Origin of the sequence: Atlanticothrix silvestris CENA357 (assembly GCF_016056295.1) — a bacterium.
Classification (GTDB): domain Bacteria; phylum Cyanobacteriota; class Cyanobacteriia; order Cyanobacteriales; family Nostocaceae; genus Atlanticothrix; species Atlanticothrix silvestris.
This window is the reverse complement of record NZ_JAECZB010000016.1, coordinates 1-15,375: the sequence shown is the minus strand read 5'-3', so window position 1 is coordinate 15,375 and position 15,375 is coordinate 1. Positions and strand designations below refer to the sequence as shown.

The following is a 15,375-nucleotide window of genomic DNA, read 5'->3' as shown; positions in this document are numbered from 1 at the left end:
CTGTGCTAACTCTCCTTGAGTTAAAATAAACAGTGGCGGGATTTCGATACACTCAGCGTAAGTAGGTTCTCCCTAACTTCGCAAGTCAGCACGATTTGGTAAGGTAGTTACCATTGAAGCCAGAAAGACAACTGAGTTATTCCTGCTGAAGAAAGTCCAGCAACAGGGGATTGACCTGATCCGCGTGAGTCCAGTTGATGGCGTGCGGACCGCCAGGAATGATAACTAGTTGACTGTTTTTAATCAGCTTCGGCAGTCTGGCTGCGGTGGACTCAAGCGGCAGAATGCGATCGCTATCTCCATGAATAATCAGCGTCGGTACATCAATGCGGGGCAGATCGTCGCGGAAATCAGTCAGCCAGGATGGTACACAGTCCAAAGTTCCTTTAGCAGAAGCACCTGCTGCCACATTCCAACTTGCCTGAATCGCTTCATTACTGATGCGATCGCCCAGTAAAACATCGACATTGAAGAACTCTTTGAAGAATGTAGAAAAGTAGGCTGGACGGTCTTCAACGATCGCTTTCATAATGCCATCGAAAATGCTTTGGTCAACGCCTTCAGGATTATCCTCGGTCTTCAGCAAGAAGGGAGGCACTGGAGCCATCAGCACAGCTTTCTGCACCCGCTCTGAGCCATACTTGCCAAGATAGCGCGTGACTTCACCCGTTCCCATTGAGAAGCCAACCAACACAGCATTTTGCAAGTCAAGCTGGGTCATGAGTGTATTCAAATCGGCGGCGAAGGTATCGTAGTCATAGCCAAATGAAGGTTGGCTAGAAGCACCAAATCCTCGGCGATCGTAGGTAATTACTCGATATCCTGCGTTCAGTAAAACTAAAACCTGCTTCTCCCAAGAATGTCCGTTCAATGGAAATCCATGAATCAGTACAATCGGTTGACCTAGTCACGTCCTGCCACAATGATCTTTTCTGCTAAACCAACCGGGTTAGAAAACATCACCTCATGGCTACCGGGCATTTGCACGAGTCGAAACAACCCCAAGCGGCTAGACAGTCTAGGATGCCAACCCCACTCGCCTTGAGGTAGGACATTATCTTCTGTACAGTAGAGGTAACTTTTAGGAATGGGCAGCGAGTAAAACTGCTTCAGGTCTAATTTGTCAATAAACGGTTGATACGGTTCAGGTGACAATTGTGCGTAACTAGATTTTGCTAGGTCGAGGTCAGCATCGTTGAGAAATGTTTCTCGCCAAATATCGAACGGCATCATTATCGTATTATCACCCGATGCTTCAACTAGATCATCGATTAGCTCTTGAGTGGGAAATGGAAGGTTATCTCTGAGGCTCTCACCATCATTCAGGACAAAAGCATCGAAGAAGATCAGCCGTCGAATTCGAGTGCTAATTGCTTCAGCAACTTTGGCAATAATTGTGCCACCGAAACTATGTCCAAGTAGGACGATATCGGTTAAGTCTTTATCAACAATGTAATCGACGATCGACTGTGTACATTGAGCATGGTTGACGTTTTTATTCACGCCTTTTCCATGTCCGGCGATCGTCGGAGCAAAAGCCTGATGTCTTTTCGCTTCTAACTGGCTGATGACCGCTTGCCAAGCAGAACCATCGTGCCACGAGCCATGAACTAAAACAAAAGTTGACATTGGATGATTCCTCAACAAATACTGGGCAGCGATTGGGATCAATAGACTGTTTCGTTTTCTTTGCGCCAAGCTGGATCAACAATGCAAATGAAACTGAGCGGTTCACGACCTGTGTTGCGAATCGATTGTTTCGCATTTGACGGAATGTAAAGCACCTCCAGGTTCAACAGGTTGAGATTGGTCGTTGATGAACATCTCACCGTTGCCCGTCAAGATGTAATACACTTCTGAAGTGCTGAGCGAATGTGGCGTTGAGGTTTCGCTAACGGGCACGATCGCATGAGCAAGGCTATATCGCAACGCTAAAGGTTGTTTATCGGGATGGAGTAATTCTCGCAGAAGGGTATTGTCACCTGCAATAAATTCTGGACATGACTGTAGTTTTTGGATGAACATGAGTGTTAGATGGGTAGTACTCTTGCAAATGTGTCGTAGTCATAGGCGACTGAGGGTTGGCTGGAGTTTCCAAAGCCTGGGCGATCGTAGGTAATCACCCGATACCCTGCGTTCAGCAGAACCAAGACCTGCTTTTCTCAGGAATGTCGGTTCAATGGAAATCCATGAATCAGAACAATCGGTTGTCCTGTTCCCATATCTTCGTAGTAGATATCAATATTTGCCGAGTTTTCTTGACCGACAGTGACGTAAGACATGAGAGGTTTCTCCGTTGTAAATCGATGAGGTGTTTTTGTCTGTTGCACCGCAATTGTCATGCAGCGATCACCGCGTTTGCCGCCTCTAAGATGGCTTTAATTCTGCTTCGGTAGCCAGCGCGGTACGCACACCAGTATCGAGATTCATGCGGTCTACAAATCGTGACAGGTTCTCAAAGCCTTGTAGTCCGACCTGAGTGTTGATCGCCCAGCGCAGAATGACGAACAGGTAGGGATCGGCAATCGATCGTTCGCCAGTGAGCCAGTTTCGTCCGTCGAGTCGGGCATTGAGCCGTTCAAGGTATGTGCGTATGCGGATGCGAGCGGTATCTGCGATCGCGTCTGCGAAAGCTGGGTCTTGCAGAAAACGGGTCGGCGTGAAAATCGGCTTGAACGTCATGTGCACGTCGGAATTGAGGAAGCCGAGCCAGCGCATTACCTCAGCCCGATCGTGCGGGGTGCTGTTGCCAAGCAGCCGCGCCTCCGGATATAGGTCGGCGAGATAACCGAGGATGGCAACGTTTTCGGTGAGTGAAAAGTCGCCGTGCTCCAGCAAGGGTACCGTGCCATCCGCGTTGATGGTGAGGTAGTCTGGTGACTTGATGCTTTCACGGCTCATCTTGACGATTTCGTGCGGCACACCAATCCATTCAAGAACGATGAGATCAGCCAGCGAACAAGCACCGGGCATATGATAGAGTTTCATGAAATGTCCCTGATCGCGAAGAATGTGTTTTTGCTTCTTACCTGCTATTTTCATAGTCTGGGTGTAATGACTCCTAATGCTCGGTTTCTTTCAGATTCTTAGGGTGTTTTGTCAGATTCTTGTGCAATCCCCTTCAAGATGCAGCGTGGAACCGATCATGCTGTCGAGGAACGCGCGGATCAACGTTGCTACCTCCTCCGCATGGGTCTCCAGCGCGAAATGGCCAGCATCAAGCAGATGAATCTTTGCATCCGGGAGATCGCGCTGATAAGCAGCGGCACCAGCGGGCAGAAATGCCGGATCATGACGACCCCAGACGGCGAGAAGCGGCGGACGGTGCTCGCGAAAGTACGACTGGAAGGCCGGATAGAGCGCGACGTTGCTGCGGTAGTCGAGGATCAGATCGAGTTGGATCTCCTCCGCGTCTGGCCGCGCCATGTAGGCGATGTCGAGTTCGTAGCCGTCGGGTGACAAAAGGGTTGGATCGGCTCCGGTACCATACTGCCAGTTCCGGATTGTGTCTGGCGCGATCGAGAGTCGGCAGGCTTCCCGGTTCGCTGCGCTCGGTTCGCGCCAATAGGTTTCCCACGATCCCCATTCATCACTGAAACCCTCAAGGTAGGCGTTGCCGTTCTGCGAGACGATCGCAGATATCCGTTCAGGATAGCGCATCGCCAGACGCAAACCTACTGGCGCACCGTAGTCGAAGATGTAGAGCACGTATTGATCGAGCGACAAAGCATTGGTGAAACCCTCGATTACGTTGGCAAGGCGATCAAAGGTGTAGTCGAATGTCCCGCGCGGCGGTGCCTTGGTCTGTCCGAAACCAGGCAGATCCGGCGCGACGAGCCGAAAGCGATCGGCGAGGAGAGGGATCAGGTCGCGGAACATGTGGCTAGCGGTCGGAAAGCCGTGCAACAGCAGTATCACTGGCGCATCGCTTGCCCCCGCCTCGCGGTAGAACACTTCGACATCACCAACCTGTCGAAACCCGTAGCGTATTTTCATCGTACAATTCTCTTTTTTAATTTTCTTCCGACTGAACTTCGACATTCAGATTTAGAATCTTGGACACCTTTCGCATACCCTACGCTCACCGCTCCTAAACCGCGAGAACCGTCCGTTACCAGTGCAACTTTGCCTGCAAATGTTGTCTGTCGTCTCGGACTGCTGATCGACTACTGCGCTACATACCCACCATCTACCATCAACGTTTCACCTGTTACGAACGATGCCATCTCAGATGATAAAAACAGGACTGCATTTGCAACTTCAAGAGGTGTGCCAGCTCGTCCGATTGGGTGAAGTCCTGCCAAGTAAGCTTTGACTTCATCCTGAGCTGCTTCAAACATATCTGTTTCGATTGACCTTGGTGCAACGACATTGATGCGAATCCCCGCTTTGGCATATTGGAGCGCGGCGGCTTTTGTTAAGCCTACTATTGCATGTTTACTCGCGGTGTAGAGGGATTGGGTAGGAACTGCAACGACTCCAGCCCCAGATGATGTATTTACGATCGCACCACTTCCCTGTTTCAACATCTGAGCAATTTCATATTTCATCGACAACCAAACGCCTTTGACATTGACGTTCATAGTGCGGTCGTATTCCGCTTCTGTTTGCTCAATCAATGAGGGATTTTCGCCAACCGTTCCTGTATTATTAAAGGCAATATCCAACCGACCAAAAACGTCAAACGCTTTATCAACCATTGCTTTAACATCGGCTTCTTGCGTGACATCTGCTTGCACAGAGATAGCCTCTTTGCCAGCTTCCTTAATCAATCGAACCGTTTCTTCACCTTCATCAATTCGACGACCAACCACCATCACCTTTGCTTGTTGTTGGGCATAAGCGATAACTTCGTTAAGCTTTCCTTCGGAACGCTGCGCGAACGCTAACGCAGTTGCTCTACCGATTCCCGATGTGCCTCCAGTGACTAACGCCACTTTATCTTGCAGTATCATTCTGTTTCTCCTGTTTCAATTTCATCAGTTTGTATCGGGTAAGCTTGCCTCAGCAACTCAGTGACTTCTTGCGCGATCGCAATCAGGGCATGATTAACTGAGGAGTCGCGAAGAGAATCAGTCTGAGGTTTACCTTCATGCCCAGAATCATTCTTGCCTTGTACTAGTAAATGCGTCATAGAATTATCCTCAATGAAATACTGATTTGTAATTGACTAAATCAATACGCAGGAATTCAGTTGTTGGCATGGTTCACAAAGCGGCAATTTTGTTCAGTGAAACAGGCGAAATCTAGCCATAAAAACTAGATGGCTTACAGCACTTACAGACAAGTCAGATATGAATTGGGAGCAAAGATCGGGGAACTTAATGACTTGCAGCAATCACGGCTGCCATCAACTCCGTCGTGTTCCAGTGCCCGGTATACCGAATTCCATTGATAAACAGAGCTGGGGTAGTCGTCACTCCACTCTGTATTCCGCCTTCGATATCTTCATTGATGCGATCGACATGCACTTGTTTAGACAACTCTTTGAGAAATTGAGGAATGTCAAGCCCTAAATCATTGGCGTACTCGACAAGATAACCGTTCTCCAACCTTTGTTGATGGTCAAATAAAGTATCGCTCATTAACCAAAACTTTCCTTGGGCGGCGGCAGCAACGGCTGCTTGGGCTGCCCGTTGAGCATGGGGATGAATCTGTGTTTGTGGAAAATGGCGGAAGATAAAACATAAATAATCCTCTCCAAAAGAAACCGTAAGCTCTTGCCGAATGATTTTAATCAGCTTGTAAACGGCTGCACTTCTAAGACATTGATAATCCCCATACATCACTAACACCACGGCGGCACTTAGCACACCTTGACTGTGATCTTGGGTTGAAGCTGGCACAACTAAAGAACTGGAACTATGGTCGTCGATCATCTTTCTACATCTGTATCAAGCATGGAGCCTTGCGATTTACTTGCTCAATCCATTTGCATGACTGTTTGCATAAATTCAATATAGGTGGTCGCCTTCAAGCTGTCGCCCATAGCAAGTTAAATTTTTTACAGTGCAAATTGATAGATTAACCATGCCATCGCGGAGTAGAAGGCTGGCTCTAACTTAAGTTAGAATCCGAATTTGATCGAAAGTACATCCTACAAACTTACAATGCCGCGCTTAACGGCAACAATCACAGCTTGGGTGCGATCGCTTACATCCAACTTATTCAAAATTCGATTGACATGAGATTTAACAGTATGAGCCGCCCATTGCGGCTCCGCATGATGGGTGGGGTGTAGGAGGGGCAGGAAAAACACCTGCCTCGATCCGATTAGCCCGCTTGCTAGGGTGTTACGGACATTCTTATCGGGAATGCAGGGCGAGGAACTGATAACCCAATACGGTTCACTTAAGGATAATTATATGTTGGGTTGAGGCAATGCGTTACCCAACAAATCCTTGAAAATGTTGGGTTTCGTCCCTCAATCCAACCTACGCGATTTAAGGTTTTTAGTTCTAACTGAACGGTATTGACTGATAACCAACCCCTCGCCTTCCCTTCTCTTATTTTTTGCGTGCGCGTTGTAACTAGATGCTTTTACACAGGTGCCATTTGCCGATCAAGCTTGGTCTCTAGTCCATCTCGTTGCACGGATTGAGCTTTGTCATAGCTCTCCATCAGGGCGCGGTAAATCGGCATGAGGTCAACCATGACAGTGGCAAACTCCATTGCGTCCGGACGGTTCCACGTGTTCATGAGTTCGCCGATTACTGCGTAAGTGTCGATGGGCATGGCTCCCGCCTGGACGACGCGGGCCAGAGTGAGGTCGGTCGCCATCTGGCTCCAGTTGCCGGAAGCGTCAATGATCGTGAAGACCTTGTAACCAGCGGCCAGTGCGCTCAGGGTCGGAAACGCCATGCACACACTGGTGAGAGTTCCGGCGATGAGGAGAGTCTTTCGCCCGGTCTTCTCGATAGCATCTACCCAAGCTGGGTTATCCCAGGCGTTAATCTGTCCTGTGCGCGGAATGTAAACCGCCTCAGGATTGTGCTTGTGGATTTCGGGAATCAGGGGCCCATTGGGGCCATCGGGCACCGAAGCAGTCGTGAAGGTCGGAATCTTGGCGAGTTGGGAAATCTTGGCGAGCGCTGTGACATTGGAGCGGAGGACTGGGAGTTCGATGTCACGCACAAGTTGGAAGAGTCCGCTCTGATGATCAATCAGCAGCAGCACGGCGTCGTTGGGATCGATCATTGTGTCAATGGTGTTGCTCATGGGTTTGTCTCCTTTTTCATTCAAATTCAATCAATGTCATTTTTTCCTAGCTATCTTGGGCGTGTCCAGTTCTAGTACTCAGCTTCTTTCGGAATAAGTTCAATATAGGAGATCGCCTTCAAGCTGTCGTCTATACCAAGTTAAAATTTTTACAGTACAAATTGATAGAGTAACCGTGCCATCGCAAAGTAGAAGGCTAGCTATAACTTAAGTTAGAATCCGAATCTGATCGAAAGTACATCCTACAAACTGACAATGCCGCGCTTAACGGCAACAATCACAGCTTGGGTACGATCGCTGACATCTAACTTATTCAAAATCCGATTAACATGAGATTTAACAGTACCTTCACCGATACTCAAAGCCGCCGCAATCTCGGCATTACTCATTCCCTGCGCCAGTGAGCGTAGTACTTCTAGTTCTCGTTCACTCAGTTCTGGATTGCTGAGCCGCTGTACCAACTTTGCTCCCACATCGGGCGGAATATACTTCTGACCCCGATGAACGGTACGAATGGCATTCAGAAGCTCGTCCGGTTCAGTTTCTTTCAACAGGTATCCTTTTGCGCCTGCCTGCAATCCCCGGTAAATATCTTCGTCACTATCATACGTGGTCAGTACAATAATCCGAGCAGATTTAACGATCGCACAAATTGCACCAATGGCGGCAACTCCTTCCACTTCAGGCATTCGCAGATCCATTAGCGTTACATCTGGTTGGTGTTCCCGAAAGGCGGCGATCGCCTGTTCCCCATTTTCGGCTTGTGCAATCACCTGCATATCTGGATCACGGTTGATAATCGTGGCTAATCCTTGCCGAAAAATGGCGTGATCGTCCGCAATCAGAACCCGAATGGTCGTAGCTTGGCTCATTGTAATGCTCACTCAAGGGTTGACGGTGACAATAATTTCTGTTCCTTGTCCAGGTTGACTTCTAATCGTGAGTTGTGCGCCGATGCGCTCTGCTCGTTCGCTCATGCCGAGTAAGCCAAAACCCTCAGAGGCTGGAATACTCCCAACTCCAAAGCCCTGTCCATTGTCTCTCACGCGCAAGCAAAACCGATCGCGATCATAGACTAGCAACACTCGGATTTCGTCAGCATTGGCGTGTCTAATTGCATTGGTTAATGCTTCCTGCCCCATTCGCAGTAGGTTACTCTCGACTTCAGCCGGTAGAGAATACACTGTACCCTCAGTCTCATAATATAGAGTGGTATCCATTGCGGCAGCTCTGATTTGAGCGACGAGACGGTGTAGAGCGCTCTGTAAACTGCTCTCCTCCAGAAGCTGAGGACGGAGCGCGACAACCGATCGCCGCGCTTCAGTCAGTCCAGTTCGTGCCAATTCTTTGATCAGATCCAGGTGTGCCTGAGTTGCTTCTACATCATCCGTTAGCACCTGTTTTGCCGCTCCCGCCTGAGCCAGAATGCCTGTAAACGCCTGAGCGAGTGTGTCGTGAATTTCGCGTGCCATACGGTTGCGCTCCTCTAAAATTGAGGCTTCTTCTGCTTGCTTCAGCGCCGTAATATCTCGCGCCAGCCAAATCACCTGGTCGTGACCGATTGGAGCAATGCGAGCCGAAAACCAGGCTTCTCGTCCATTTAGAAACAGACTGTACTCGACCGTGAGGATTTGTTGGGTTCTCAGCACCTGCTGAATATAACCTAGAAATTCATCAGCTTGTTCCTTTCCGATTTGATGCATGGTTTTACCAATCATCTCCTCATAGGGTTGCCATAGCAGATCTGGTTCCAGTACCATTATTTCAAGGAGTCGCCCTTCAGCAGACAGTACAAATAATGGATCAGGAATTGCCTCAATTAGAGTCCGTAGCTTTGTCTCTGAGGCTTGTAGGGCTTCTTCTGCTTGTTTGCGATCATCGATATCCGTAACAACTCCCAACGCTCGGATGGGTTCACCGAATTCATTCCAGGTAACAATTTTGCCGACAGCAAGAGTCCATTTCCACTGACCATCCTGGGTACGATGGCGATACTCTGCTTGATAGCTGGGGACTTCTCCAGTAATACAAGCATGGTAAACTGCAAGCACTGATTCTCTATCGTCAGGATGCAAACTCTCAATCCAGCTAGATTTGGTCACATGAAATGTTGCTGGATCGTAGCCCAGCATTAAAGCGTATTCTGGGTTAACCACAACTTCTTCAGTTTCGATGTTGAGATCGTAAAGTCCTTGATTTGAAGCGGTTAATGCCAAGCGTAGTCGTTCTTCACTTATTTGTAGAGCAACTTCTGCCTGTTTGCGATCGCTAATATCCGCAATCACCCCTTCGACGTATCCATTGGCTGCATTCAGATAAGAAGAGGTAAGTCCCCAGAAAACCGTCCCATCTCGTTTTCGCAGCTGTGCTTCATGGCTTCGCAGTTCCCCATCCCGCTTCATCACCTCAATAGCGTATTGGCGATCGCTGGGATTGACCCAATAGCCTATGGTGTGTTCCAGCCCAATGATCTCTTGGGGTGAATCAAAGCCAAGCAGCTCTGCAAAGCATTGATTGGCATCGAGAATTAATCCATCTGAGATGCGGTTTCGGAAAATGCCGACCTGCGAGTTTTCAAAGATAGCTCGGAACTTGGCCTCACTTTGTCGTAACGCAGCAGTTCGTTCTGCAACCTGTTGCTCTAAAGTGCAGTTGTAGTCGGCTAGGAGTTTCTCGGCTTGTTTGCGCTCCGTAATGTCCTGGAAGGTTGCGATCGCATAAGTGATATTGCCTTGTTGATCAAAAACTGGTGTTCCCCGTGCCTCAATTAGAATTGAGACCTGATCTCGACGAATTTCTATATCTTCAGTCCTAATGCGTTCGCCCCTTAATGCCCGCACAATAGGCAAGCTCTCCGCTGGATAGATTTGATCCGTTCCCGCTACATAAAGCTGATAAGCCTCTGATATCTGCTCCGGTGCGATGGAAGGATCAGTTTCTTTGCCCGTGAGTTGATTGCCGCATTGGTTGGTATAGTAAGGGCAACCCGTCGCATCCACGATCGCAATTCCCACTGGAATCGCTTCAAGAAACTGGGCGATCTTGCTTTCCTTAGCTTGCAGTTCTGAGTAAAGGTTGGCATTTTCGATGGCGATCGCGGCTTGAGTCGATAATAGCTGCAAGACCTGCGATCGCTCTGGTGTAAATACTCCAGTTGCTAATCGATTTTCTAAATACAATACACCGACCAGCTTAGCTTGATTCAGCAGCGGCAAACAGAAAATAGATTGAGGCTGGTTCTGTTGAATGTATGGCTCATTAATAAAAGCACCTTCACGAGTCGCATCATTTAAGGTGACAGGCTCAAGACTCCGAATCACATAGTGAATGATTGATTCTGGCAATTGATCGGCAATTGGAATAGACTGTAACACCTGAGTCGTACAAGCATTCTCATCGGCATTGAGTTCACAAGCCGCTTCAATCGACCATTCTCCTGAGTTTTCTAAAATCAGATATCCGGTTTGTGCGCCAGCATTCTCAATTAAAGTTTGCATCAGCGATCGCAGCAATTGCTTCAGTTCAATTTCACGAGAAATCGCCTGTGAAGCTTTCATCACTGCTGCTAAATCGAAAGCAGTATGGAAGGGATTAGTGATAGTTTCAGCAGTAATAGGAATTGATGTGGAAGCGGCTCTAGACGACTGAGGAAAGAATTGTGGATAGCGAGTTTCTAAGTCTTTAACTTTAGCGATCGCGCCCCAGCGATCGTAGCAATAGTGCGCCTCTTTCATGTAGGTTTGAGCAATTTTTTCTCGACCTCGCGCCAGATAATGTTTAGCCGCTAATTCATAAGCTAATGCTTCTTCCTGGATATACTCATTTTCATTAGCACCTGCGATCGCCCGTTCATAAAACTCTTCAGCCTCAAAGAATTGCCCTGAGACTCGCGCTTTCTCTGCTTCAACCAGATGAAATTTATGTATATAATTCATCGGGGCGTGTTCTGCCCATTTTTGCATCTTTTCTTGGTTGGTGTTAACACAGTTTAACCAAGCTACTTTTTCAGAGTTTAAAGCATCGAGCGATAGGCTCAAAAGCGCTAGAGAATGATAGAAACAGAATATAGGTAGAATCGTTATTGCTGACACCTCTTCAAAATGTTGCCTTGCCAAAATAGCAGTTTGTTCAGCTTGATGGTGTTCTTCAAATAGATAACACAACATGACTTTGTGTAAATAGAGTATTTGAATTACAGTTCCATCTTTAACTGCAATAGCGTGTGATAACGCCTCCTCTTCATTACACACCCGACCAACTAAGCGACTGGGATTAAGAGACCTATCTAACAAATTAAGAATAGTCTGCCGCAATATTGTCAGCCAATTCGAGGGACTTTCTCGTCTAATTCGGTCGATCGCTTTGCTGTAAATTACTGTTTTTTGTTCCAGTTGAGTAAGTTCCTCTCCAGCAAAAAATGAGTTATGGCACACGTAATATGCAGCATAACCAGCAGATTCAAAGTCTCCGGTTTCCACTCCTTCCTGATAAGCCTCAACCAGCAGTGGTATCGGCTCCTTAAGATGTACTTTCCATTGCATAACATGCTCACTAAATAACTGTAATGCTCTAGCCTTGCCTTTTTTGGTATTCAATCGTTCTGCCGAGGTAAGAGCCAATTGACCAAATTTATAGCCGAGTTCAATGTCTTGAACAACTCCACATAGAACAAATCCGTAGGCAGCATAATACAGCGGTGACCAGACAGCATTACCGTAGTTGATTGATAAATTTACCGTTTTGCATATAATCAGTATCCACAGTGCTGGTAACGTTATAAATGCAGCAGATCCCATATTCGATAGGATTGTTATAGCTGCCAGTGGTTCTGGTGCAGCCACCTCTGGTAAATTACTCAAGTCTTCGATTTCTCGTTGGGCGAGTAGTGCAGCCGTTGACTCCAATTCCCTTTGAATATCTGCCTGACTTGGATTTTCTATTAAATCTATTCCCAAGAGCTTTAACGCTTCCAAACCAGTTTTTAGTGTTTCTTTCAGGTTGCCCTGTGACGAATGTCCTTGAATTCTGCTATCGTAAGCCTGCACTTTGTCAACCACTGTTTTGGCACGATCGAGTACCACTTCTACCAACTGTTCCATCTCATCAAAGCGACCCTGGAGATACGCCGCTTCTGCTGCTTCTGAATACAGCGCTAAGGTAAGGTCATACTCACTCTGCCAACTCTCTGAATTGAGGAGTTTAAGCCCTGTAGTGAAATACTTAAAAGCTGCTTCATAAGCCGTTGCTGCCTTTGCTTTCTGTCCTGCCATTAAATTCAGTCTGGCAATTTCAGTTCGTTCTGATCGAGCAGTGACTAGCTCAAGTCCTTGATTGAGATGATCGATGATTTCAAACAACCGATCGGATCGTTGCTCTGGTGAAGTTTTTTCGAGCAAATTGCCACCGATTTGGAGATGAACAACCTGTTTCTGCGATTCATCAATCAAAGCATAAGCCGCTTGCTGAACGCGATCGTGCAGAAACTTGTAGTCTTGAACTAACAAGTTTTCGTCTAATTCAGATAGAGGTTGAATTAATCCCGCTTGTATTACTGCTAGTAGATCCTGGAAAATTGCTTTCGGTGATTTTTCGCAAACGATCGCCAACGTTCCTAAATCAAACTCAGACCCAACACAAGCAGCGATGGAGAGAACTTGCTGTGTTGCTTCCGACAATTTCTGCAACTGACGCAGCAGTAACTCCACCACATTATCGGTGATATCTTGAGCTTCAATCTCAGTTAAGTTCCACTGCCAACTCACCTGTTGGGCATCAAAGGTTAACAGGTTTTCGCTATGCAGCAGCTTCAAAAATTCACCAACAAAGAAAGGGTTGCCCTCGGTTTTACGCAACACGACTTGGGCTAAGGAACGAACGGTATCAGGATTGCGATGTAATGTCTCAGCTATCAGTTGACTCAACGGTTCCAGCGTTAAGGGGGTCAGGATGATTTCCTGAAGTACTGCTCCCTGCTTTCGCAAGCTCTCCAGCATCAAAATTAATGAATGCGTTGGAGACACTTCATGATCTCGATAGGCTCCGATCAAAAACAGAGATTGAGTTTGCTCGTCAAGCAATATGAGTTCAATTAACTTCAACGTCGCAGAATCGACCCACTGTAGATCGTCTAAGAAAATGACCAGGGGATGCTCTTTTGCACAAAACGCCCGCACAAATTTTTGAAACGTGAGATTGAAGCGATTCTGTGCTTCTGTTGCTCCAACTTCGGACACAGGTGGCTGCTTGCCAATAATGAACTCAACTTCGGGAATGACATCTATGATAATTTGTCCGTTGCTTGCCAAAGCAGTGAGTAGACGCGATCGCCACTGTTGCACTTGCTCATCCGGTTCCCCCAGAAGTTGCTGCACCAACTTTTGCAGGGCATCCACAATGGCGCTGTAAGGAATATTGCGCCTGAATTGGTCAAATTTACCTGATATGAAATAGCCGTGCTTTGCTGTGATGGGTTTATAGAGTTCTTGCACCAATGCTGTTTTGCCAACGCCAGCGTAACCAGCAACAAGCATGAGTTCGACATTGAATTGAGCATTTTCTATGCCTGACTCTAGTTGACAATTTTCGCCAAACGTCTCTTTTCTAACCACTCTGTCAAACGCCGCCAATAATGCTTTAGTCTGGGCTTCTCGTCCATACAGTTTCTGAGGAATGCAAAACTGTTCTGAAACATCTTGCAGTCCCAACGACATGGCGTTGATCTGACCCATTTCTGCCAGTTGCCCGGCGCAGTGTTCTAGATCCGCTTTGATGCCCCAGGCACTTTGATAGCGATCCTCCGCATTTTTCGCCATCAACTTCAAAATTATGCCTGAAATGGGTTTGGGAATCGTGGCGTTCAATTCATGCACAGGAATCGGCGGTTTGGCAATATGGCAATGAACTAGCTCCAGGATGTCTTGAGTGGGGAACGGTAGCTGTCCAGTTAACAGTTCGTAGAAGGTTACGCCCAGTGAGTAGAAATCGGTGCGATAGTCGAGCATTCGGTTCATCCGCCCGGTTTGCTCTGGCGACAGATAGGCAAGCGTGCCTTCTAACACATGGGGACTTTTGAACGTCGGATTGGTGCGGTTAAAGCGGGTGGCAATCCCAAAGTCAATAATTTTGACAACGCCAGTATCCAGATTAAAGACTATGTTTCCAGGGTTAATATCTTTATGAATGACATTGGCTGCATGGATTCTGCCAAGAATGTCGGTGAGGGCGATCGCAAGACCAAGAAAAGTGGATAAAGGCATGGGGCAGAATATATCTGGGCGCTTGTGCATCCATTGCTCTAGGGACTCTCCCCCAAAATCTTCTAAGATAATCACCAGAGTGCGTTTATAGTCCTGCTGGCTGTATGCCTTGATAACTCCTTCCAGATTTAGGGAGCGGGTAATTTTATATTCCTGTCTGTAGCGGGTTAGTTCTTGAGGTGAGGGATAATCTTGTTTGAGTATTTTTACGATGATCGCTACTCCATCCTCTCTAATGCCCCGATAAACCAGAGAATTAGAACTTTCGTATATCTTGTCTTGGATGGCAATACCAGGTAGAGCAATCATAGAGCAACTCTTGGGAGTATAATCTGGCATAACTGAAACTATACAGCAATCCAGCTATCTACATTTCTCATTTTTTGAGGTTCTATTTGGTTTTGTTCATTTCTAGCCAGTTGTAGAGCCTTAACTGAACTCTGTTGAGCGCTGTATCAATCATGTAGAGGGATTCTACAGCACTCAATTAAACAACTGGCATAGCTGGATGTCAAGAAGCGGGAAGTTTTATCTTTTCCCTCGTACAACTTCTTCACTGTCCCGTTGTGTTGGTATCTCCATTGAAACTGCAACCAAAAGACCTGAAGGGGTGACAAAGAAGCTACAAAGCAGACTGGATAAGAGACATAGCACGTAGACCCTTGCGAAAATAGGGTAGTTTACTGGGCTTTAAACGCATTAAATCATGAGCTAAATCAGCCCAAAACTCCATTGCACCCACCCATAATTGGCCATACAAACCAACCCAAAATGCGCTATGTCGGCGATGTAGTCGGTTTAATTCCTTCAGACGACCAATATATTTTTGTAATCCCATTTGACGAGAGTTACGACCTGCTAAAACAGCACAAGTATAGGCGATAGCAATTAATAAAATCAG

The 15,375-nt window shown here is 47.1% G+C and carries 13 protein-coding genes and 2 pseudogenes; all 15 read right to left on the bottom strand.

All coding sequences use genetic code 11. The features are described from left to right. Positions 1–136 precede the first annotated feature (136 nt). On the bottom strand, positions 137–886 hold the full coding sequence (locus I8751_RS09275; RefSeq protein WP_318780308.1) for an alpha/beta fold hydrolase: 750 nt from the start codon (positions 884–886) through the stop codon (positions 137–139). Positions 887–903: 17 nt separating this feature from the next. Beyond that, a complete protein-coding gene (locus I8751_RS09270) occupies positions 904–1,629 on the bottom strand; it encodes an alpha/beta fold hydrolase (protein WP_214438880.1) in 726 nt (241 codons plus the stop codon). 102 nt (positions 1,630–1,731) lie between these two features. After that, the gene (locus I8751_RS09265) at positions 1,732–2,025 is read right to left on the bottom strand and encodes a cupin domain-containing protein (protein WP_225894055.1); all 294 of its coding nucleotides are present in this window, start codon (positions 2,023–2,025) and stop codon (positions 1,732–1,734) included. Positions 2,026–2,030: 5 nt separating this feature from the next. Next, positions 2,031–2,150 carry an alpha/beta fold hydrolase gene (locus I8751_RS30370; RefSeq protein ID WP_404800425.1) on the bottom strand — a complete coding sequence of 40 codons (120 nt, stop codon included), beginning with the start codon at positions 2,148–2,150 and terminating at the stop codon, positions 2,031–2,033. A gap of 12 nt (positions 2,151–2,162) precedes the next feature. Continuing rightward, complete coding sequence (locus tag I8751_RS30365) at positions 2,163–2,282, bottom strand: alpha/beta fold hydrolase (RefSeq protein ID WP_404800424.1); 120 nt, start codon at positions 2,280–2,282, stop codon at positions 2,163–2,165. 85 nt (positions 2,283–2,367) lie between these two features. Further along, the gene (locus I8751_RS09255) at positions 2,368–3,042 is read right to left on the bottom strand and encodes a glutathione S-transferase family protein (protein ID WP_214438879.1); all 675 of its coding nucleotides are present in this window, start codon (positions 3,040–3,042) and stop codon (positions 2,368–2,370) included. A gap of 57 nt (positions 3,043–3,099) precedes the next feature. Then, positions 3,100–3,996: an alpha/beta fold hydrolase gene (locus I8751_RS09250; RefSeq protein ID WP_225894054.1), complete on the bottom strand. Its 897-nt coding sequence runs from the start codon at positions 3,994–3,996 to the stop codon at positions 3,100–3,102. Between the two features lie 170 nt (positions 3,997–4,166). Continuing rightward, the gene (locus tag I8751_RS09245) at positions 4,167–4,955 is read right to left on the bottom strand and encodes an SDR family oxidoreductase (protein WP_214438878.1); all 789 of its coding nucleotides are present in this window, start codon (positions 4,953–4,955) and stop codon (positions 4,167–4,169) included. Continuing rightward, the gene (locus tag I8751_RS09240) at positions 4,952–5,134 is read right to left on the bottom strand and encodes a hypothetical protein (protein ID WP_214438877.1); all 183 of its coding nucleotides are present in this window, start codon (positions 5,132–5,134) and stop codon (positions 4,952–4,954) included. The genes I8751_RS09245 and I8751_RS09240 overlap by 4 nt, the downstream gene beginning before the upstream one ends. A 187-nt stretch (positions 5,135–5,321) precedes the next feature. Continuing rightward, complete coding sequence (locus tag I8751_RS09235; protein ID WP_214438876.1) at positions 5,322–5,879, bottom strand: DsbA family protein; 558 nt, start codon at positions 5,877–5,879, stop codon at positions 5,322–5,324. A gap of 218 nt (positions 5,880–6,097) precedes the next feature. After that, a pseudogene (locus I8751_RS09230) lies at positions 6,098–6,199 on the bottom strand (LuxR C-terminal-related transcriptional regulator); the annotation flags it as partial. 341 nt (positions 6,200–6,540) lie between these two features. Beyond that, positions 6,541–7,218 (bottom strand): isochorismatase family protein, encoded by a 678-nt coding sequence (locus tag I8751_RS09225; RefSeq protein ID WP_214438875.1) that lies wholly within the window; start codon positions 7,216–7,218, stop codon positions 6,541–6,543. Positions 7,219–7,460: 242 nt separating this feature from the next. Then, entirely contained in the window at positions 7,461–8,090 is a 630-nt protein-coding gene (locus tag I8751_RS09220; RefSeq protein WP_214438874.1) for a response regulator, read from the bottom strand. A gap of 12 nt (positions 8,091–8,102) precedes the next feature. Continuing rightward, positions 8,103–14,783, bottom strand: coding sequence for a PAS domain S-box protein (locus I8751_RS09215; protein ID WP_214438873.1), 6,681 nt, complete (start codon positions 14,781–14,783; stop codon positions 8,103–8,105). Between the two features lie 313 nt (positions 14,784–15,096). Continuing rightward, positions 15,097–15,375, bottom strand: a pseudogene (locus I8751_RS09210) (IS4 family transposase); the annotation flags it as partial.